Annotated in this window: 4 protein-coding genes; 1 reads left to right on the forward strand and 3 read right to left on the reverse strand. The window is 72.9% G+C overall.

The window, feature by feature from the left end; all coding sequences use genetic code 11:
- Positions 1 to 421 precede the first annotated feature (421 nt).
- Positions 422 to 868, forward strand: a complete 447-nt coding sequence (locus tag ACIQU6_RS43785; protein ID WP_403488171.1) for a subtilase-type protease inhibitor — start codon at positions 422 to 424, stop codon at positions 866 to 868.
- Positions 869 to 995: 127 nt separating this feature from the next.
- On the opposite strand, the gene ACIQU6_RS43790 is transcribed toward ACIQU6_RS43785, so the two are convergent.
- From ACIQU6_RS43790 to ACIQU6_RS43800, 3 genes are all read right to left on the reverse strand, one after another.
- Positions 996 to 2027, reverse strand: coding sequence for a S1 family peptidase (locus ACIQU6_RS43790; RefSeq protein WP_403488177.1), 1032 nt, complete (start codon positions 2025 to 2027; stop codon positions 996 to 998).
- Between the two features lie 393 nt (positions 2028 to 2420).
- Positions 2421 to 3299 carry a DUF4231 domain-containing protein gene (locus tag ACIQU6_RS43795; RefSeq protein ID WP_403488173.1) on the reverse strand — a complete coding sequence of 293 codons (879 nt, stop codon included), beginning with the start codon at positions 3297 to 3299 and terminating at the stop codon, positions 2421 to 2423.
- Between the two features lie 124 nt (positions 3300 to 3423).
- Positions 3424 to 4380: a slipin family protein gene (locus tag ACIQU6_RS43800; protein ID WP_403488175.1), complete on the reverse strand. Its 957-nt coding sequence runs from the start codon at positions 4378 to 4380 to the stop codon at positions 3424 to 3426.
- Positions 4381 to 4677 lie beyond the last annotated feature (297 nt).

A 4677-nucleotide genomic window follows, 5' to 3' on the forward strand; every position in this document is an offset into this window, starting at 1 on the left:
ACGCCGCAGGGGGTCCCCCCGCGCCCTTAAGGCGTGGGGGAGTGCGTGCCAGACGCCGCGACGCCGCGGAGATCCGTCAGAAGCGCCCTAGGCGCCTACCACCCCTGATCCACTGGGCGGACCCCGGGCCGCCCAGGCCCCGCCCTTCGGACAATCGGCGGAGATCGACTCCCGTCCGAACGGACGGTCGGCGGCCGGATTCCCTCCTCACGGAGGCGGATCGAGGGCCTCCGGACGGTCCCCATCGGCGCTGGCAGCGCCCCGCGCCCCGGTGCCCCGCGCCCCAACTCCCGGACGCTTTCGCGCCATTACCCTCAGCTTTCACCTATCGACCAAAAGTGATCGGGGCGCGTGCGTTTGAGATGCGGTTGGGCCAGACTCCCGTCCGGTATCTGGACCTACGAGCAAGGGAGTGTTCGTCATGCGGTACATCACTGGGGCGGTCGCGCTTGGGGCGGCACTGATTCTCGGCGGGCTGTCCACCACCGCGCAGGCCGCCGCCGCACCGGCCCAGCCCGCCCGGACCGGTGGCCTCTACGCCGCGTCCGAGCTGGTGCTGACGGTCGGTCGGGGCGAGACCCGGGCGGACGCCACGGTGGAGCGCGCGGCGACATTGAGCTGTATGCCGATGGCGACCGGCACCCACCCGGCCCCGATGGCCGCCTGTACCCAACTGCGCGCGGTCGGCGGCGACTTCGCCGCGGTGACCGAGGGCGCGACGAAGAGCACCCGGATGTGCAACATGCTGTGGGACCCGGTCGTGGTCACCGCGGACGGGGTCTGGCAGGGCCGCCGGGTCTCGTACACGCACACCTTCGCCAACTCCTGCGTGATGACGGACGGCAAGGGCTCGGTCTTCGAGTTCTGACCGCTCGTCGGCCGGTCCTGACGCACCACCAGGAGACGGCGGACCGCGGACGGCGCCGGCCCCCGGACGAGGAGAGCGTCCGGGGGCCGGTTCGTGCCGTCGACCGGGGGTCGGTCGGCCGGGTCGGTCAGCCGATCTTGGTGCCGGTCGCCTGGAGGGCGGCCGGAACCGGCTGGAAGAAGGTCTCGCCGCCCTGCTTGCAGTCGCCGCTGCCGCCGGAGGTGAGGCCGAGCGCGCTCTCGCCGTCGAAGAGGGCGCCGCCGCTGTCACCGGGCTCGGCGCAGACGTCGGTCTGGATCAGGCCGTCGACCGTGCCCTCCTGGTAGTTGACGCTGGCGTTCAGCGCCTTGACGGTGCCGTCGTGCACCTGGGTGGTGCTGCCGGACCGCTTCACCTTCTCGCCGACGGTGGCGTCCGCGGCCTTGGTGATCTTCTGGGGGCTGCCGCTGTAGAGGTCGACCTCGCTGGGGTGCTCGGTGTCGCCGGTGTACTTGGCGATCGAGTAGTCGTTGCCCGGGAACTTCGACGTCTCGGTGGTCGCGATCGTCTGGCCGCCCTGCTGGTCGGACCACTCCTTGACGGCGTTGCCGCAGTGACCGGCGGTCAGGATGTACGGGTCGCTGCCCTTGAGCACGTTGAACCCGAGCGAGCAGCGGGCGCTGCTGCCCCAGATCGCGTCGCCGCCGGCGATCAGCGGACGGAACTGGCTATTGGTGTGGCGGAGTTCGACGGTGTCACCGAGGCCCTTGGTGACCTTGGTGAGCCGGTCCAGCTTGGCGCCGGTGACCGTGCGGTCGGAGGTCACCACGACCTTGTTGGCCTTGGGGTCCATCGCCCAGGCGGTGCCGGGGATGGTCGCCTTGGCCTTCAGGGTCTGCCGGGCCGCGTCGAGTTGGGCCATCGTGTGCTTGACCATTCTCGGCTCCGCACCCTTGGCCCGGACCTTCGCCGCGGACGCCTGGTCCACGACGTTGACCACCAGCTTCTTGGCCTGGGCGTCGTAGTACGCGCCGGCGGTGCCGGACTTGAGCTGGGACGCCAGCGTGGTCGCGGCGGCCGGCGAGAGCCTGGCCGTCGTGGGCGCCGGTGCGGCGTGGGCGTTGGCGAGGGTGACGGTCGCGGTGGCGGCCAGCGCGAGCGCGCCGGCACCGGCCAGCATCGTGCGGCGGCGGGGTATGCGTCGGTGCTTCAACTCAGGGCCTCCCGTGGGGGGTTGGGCCCGGACCGTGGGGAGTCCATGCGGGCCCGAGAGTGAGGTGTGAGGTACCGAGCACGGACGGCACCACCCCGTGGCGGCCGCCTCGGGGAGTCGCGTCCATGCCAACGGAGCCGAGTATTCCCACCCGCCCCACTCGTGCACAAGACCGGGTTCCGGTCTCAGATACGGGAGTTCACGCTTTCCCCACATCTCGTTCACACCGATATCCGACCGCTTTACTCCTGAGTACGGACATCAGAGGGCGGGTGGCGCGGTCGGCGGCCACCGGAAGTGTGAGGATCTCGGCTGTCCGGAAAAAGTCCCGCCATTGGTGGCCTCAGCGCGCCAAGCGACCTACGCGCTGCGCCATTTCGCCGTCCAGCCCTCGTTCTGCGCGGAGATGACCCGTTCGCACCGGCCGACGAAGGCGTCGTCGGCGGCGGGGTCGGCCCCCTGGGCGCGGCGGGCCGAGAGGCGCTCCAGTTCCGCGGCCGTGCGGGAGAACTCCAGCTCCTGGTAGGCGTATCGGGCGGCTGCCGCGTGCGCGGTGACCGCGGCGGCGACGGTGGTGACCGTCGCGACCCAGGCGGTGGCCCAGTCCGCCCCGAAGACGACGGACACCGCGCCCAGCACCACCGCCAGGGCCGCCAACGCCAGCTCCGCCCACCGGACCTGGGCGCCGCGCCGGCTCATCAGCGCGGCCCGGGGCCGGTAGTAGTCCTCGATCTGGCCGGCGACCCGCACCTGCGCGTAGGACCCGACGTCGGTGACGGCGGGCAGCGCGCGCCGCCGCGGGGCGAGGGCGAGGGTGCGGCCGGCCAGGTCGCCGGCGTCCGCGAGGGCCAGCTCAGCACGGTCCAGCAACACCCGGGACGCGTCCGCGTCCCGGTAGGGGGCGACCCGGGCGAGATAGGCGTAGAGCTCGCTCTTGAGCTCCTCGCTGAGCGCGCGCAACCGCGTCCAGTCACGGACCTGTTGGGGGCCGGCCGCCCTGGCGGTCAGCGGCACCAGCCCCACCGCGACGGCCGCCACCAGCGCCAGGGCCTTCCCCGCCCCCTCGCTCCAGGCCATCACCTGCGCGGCCGCGGTGCCGGCGCACGCCCCCGCCACGCCCAGCACGAGGGCGACCGTCCGGGCCCGCCCGATCGCGCGCTTGGCCCGGTCCGCCGCCTGCGACCAGACGCTCTGCCGGTCCCATAACCACTGCACGGTCGATTCCCCTGAATCCCCCATGGGCGCATCCTCCCAGCGCCGTCCCGCGAAGGACAGGGCGCGCCGCCACGGGGCCGGTCGCCGCACGGCGGGCGACCGCCGTACCCGGGTGCGGCGGTCGTCCTCGGTGGCGGTGCGGGGCGGGCTACGGCGAGCCGCTGCGGAGGTTCTCGGCCCGCGGGAGGTCTTCGAGGACCGGGAGGGGGTCCTCGACGGCGCCGTCCGGGGCCGGTGGCACGGGCGGGGCGGCGTCCGCCGGAACCGTCCGCTCCGCCGTGGGCGGCCGCTGCGCACGGGCCCGTTCGGTCTCCGCCCGCGTCTGCGCGGTCTGCGCCTGGGCCTGGTGCCCGGCGTGCTCCAGGAACCGCAGCAGCTCGACGGGGAACGGCAGGACGAGGGTGGAGTTCTTCTCGGCGGCGACCGCCACCACGGTCTGGAGCAGCCGCAGTTGGAGCGCCGCGGGCTGACCGGACATCGCCGCGGCGGCCTCGGCCAGCTTCTTCGACGCCTGGAGCTCGGCGTCGGCGTTGATCACGCGGGCCCGGCGGTCCCGGGTGGCCTCCGCCTGGCGGGCCATCGAGCGCTTCATGGTCTCCGGCAGCGAGACGTCCTTGATCTCGACCCGGTCCACGCTCACGCCCCAGCCGATGGCCGGGCTGTCCATCATCAGCTCCAGGCCCTGGTTGAGCTTCTCGCGGCTGGACAGCAGGTCGTCCAGCTCGCTCTTGCCGATGATCGAGCGCAGCGAGGTCTGGGCCATCTGCGAGACCGCGAACCGGTAGTCCTCGACCCGGACCACCGCGTCGGCGGCGTCCACGACCTTGAAGTAGACCACCGCGTCGACCCGGACCGTGACGTTGTCCCGGGTGATGCCCTCCTGCGCGGGCACCGGCATCGTGACGATCTGCATGTTGACCTTACGCATCCGGTCCACACCCGGGATGATCATGGTGAAGCCCGGGCCGCGCGCCGGAGCGGTCAACCGCCCCAGCCGGAGCACCACGCCCCGTTCGTACTGCTTGACCACTCGCGCCGCGGCCACCAGATAGACCGCGCCCGCGGAGACCAGCCCCACGCCGGCCGCCACCAGTTCTCCGACCATCACGGCCCCCTGAACTGCGCCGATATAGCGCACTAAGGGTATTTATGGGTCTTTGGTCCCATGCTATGCCTACGGCGGCTGACGCCGCAGGTCCCCTACGTTGCCGGCTTCCCCGCCGTGGTGGGGTCTCCGCCTTCGGCGGAAGGGGGTGTTGGGGCGGGGCCCCGCTGGGTGGTGGGTGGCGGGTTCGGTGCCGGAGGGGGGGGGGGGGGGGGGGGCGAAACAAACACCACCCCCACCCCCCCCCCCCCCCCCCCCCCCCCCACACCCCCCCCCCCCCCCCCCCCCCGCCCCCCC

Origin of the sequence: Streptomyces sp. NPDC090442, assembly GCF_044769405.1 — a bacterium.
In the GTDB taxonomy this organism is placed as follows: Bacteria; Actinomycetota; Actinomycetes; order Streptomycetales; family Streptomycetaceae; genus Streptomyces.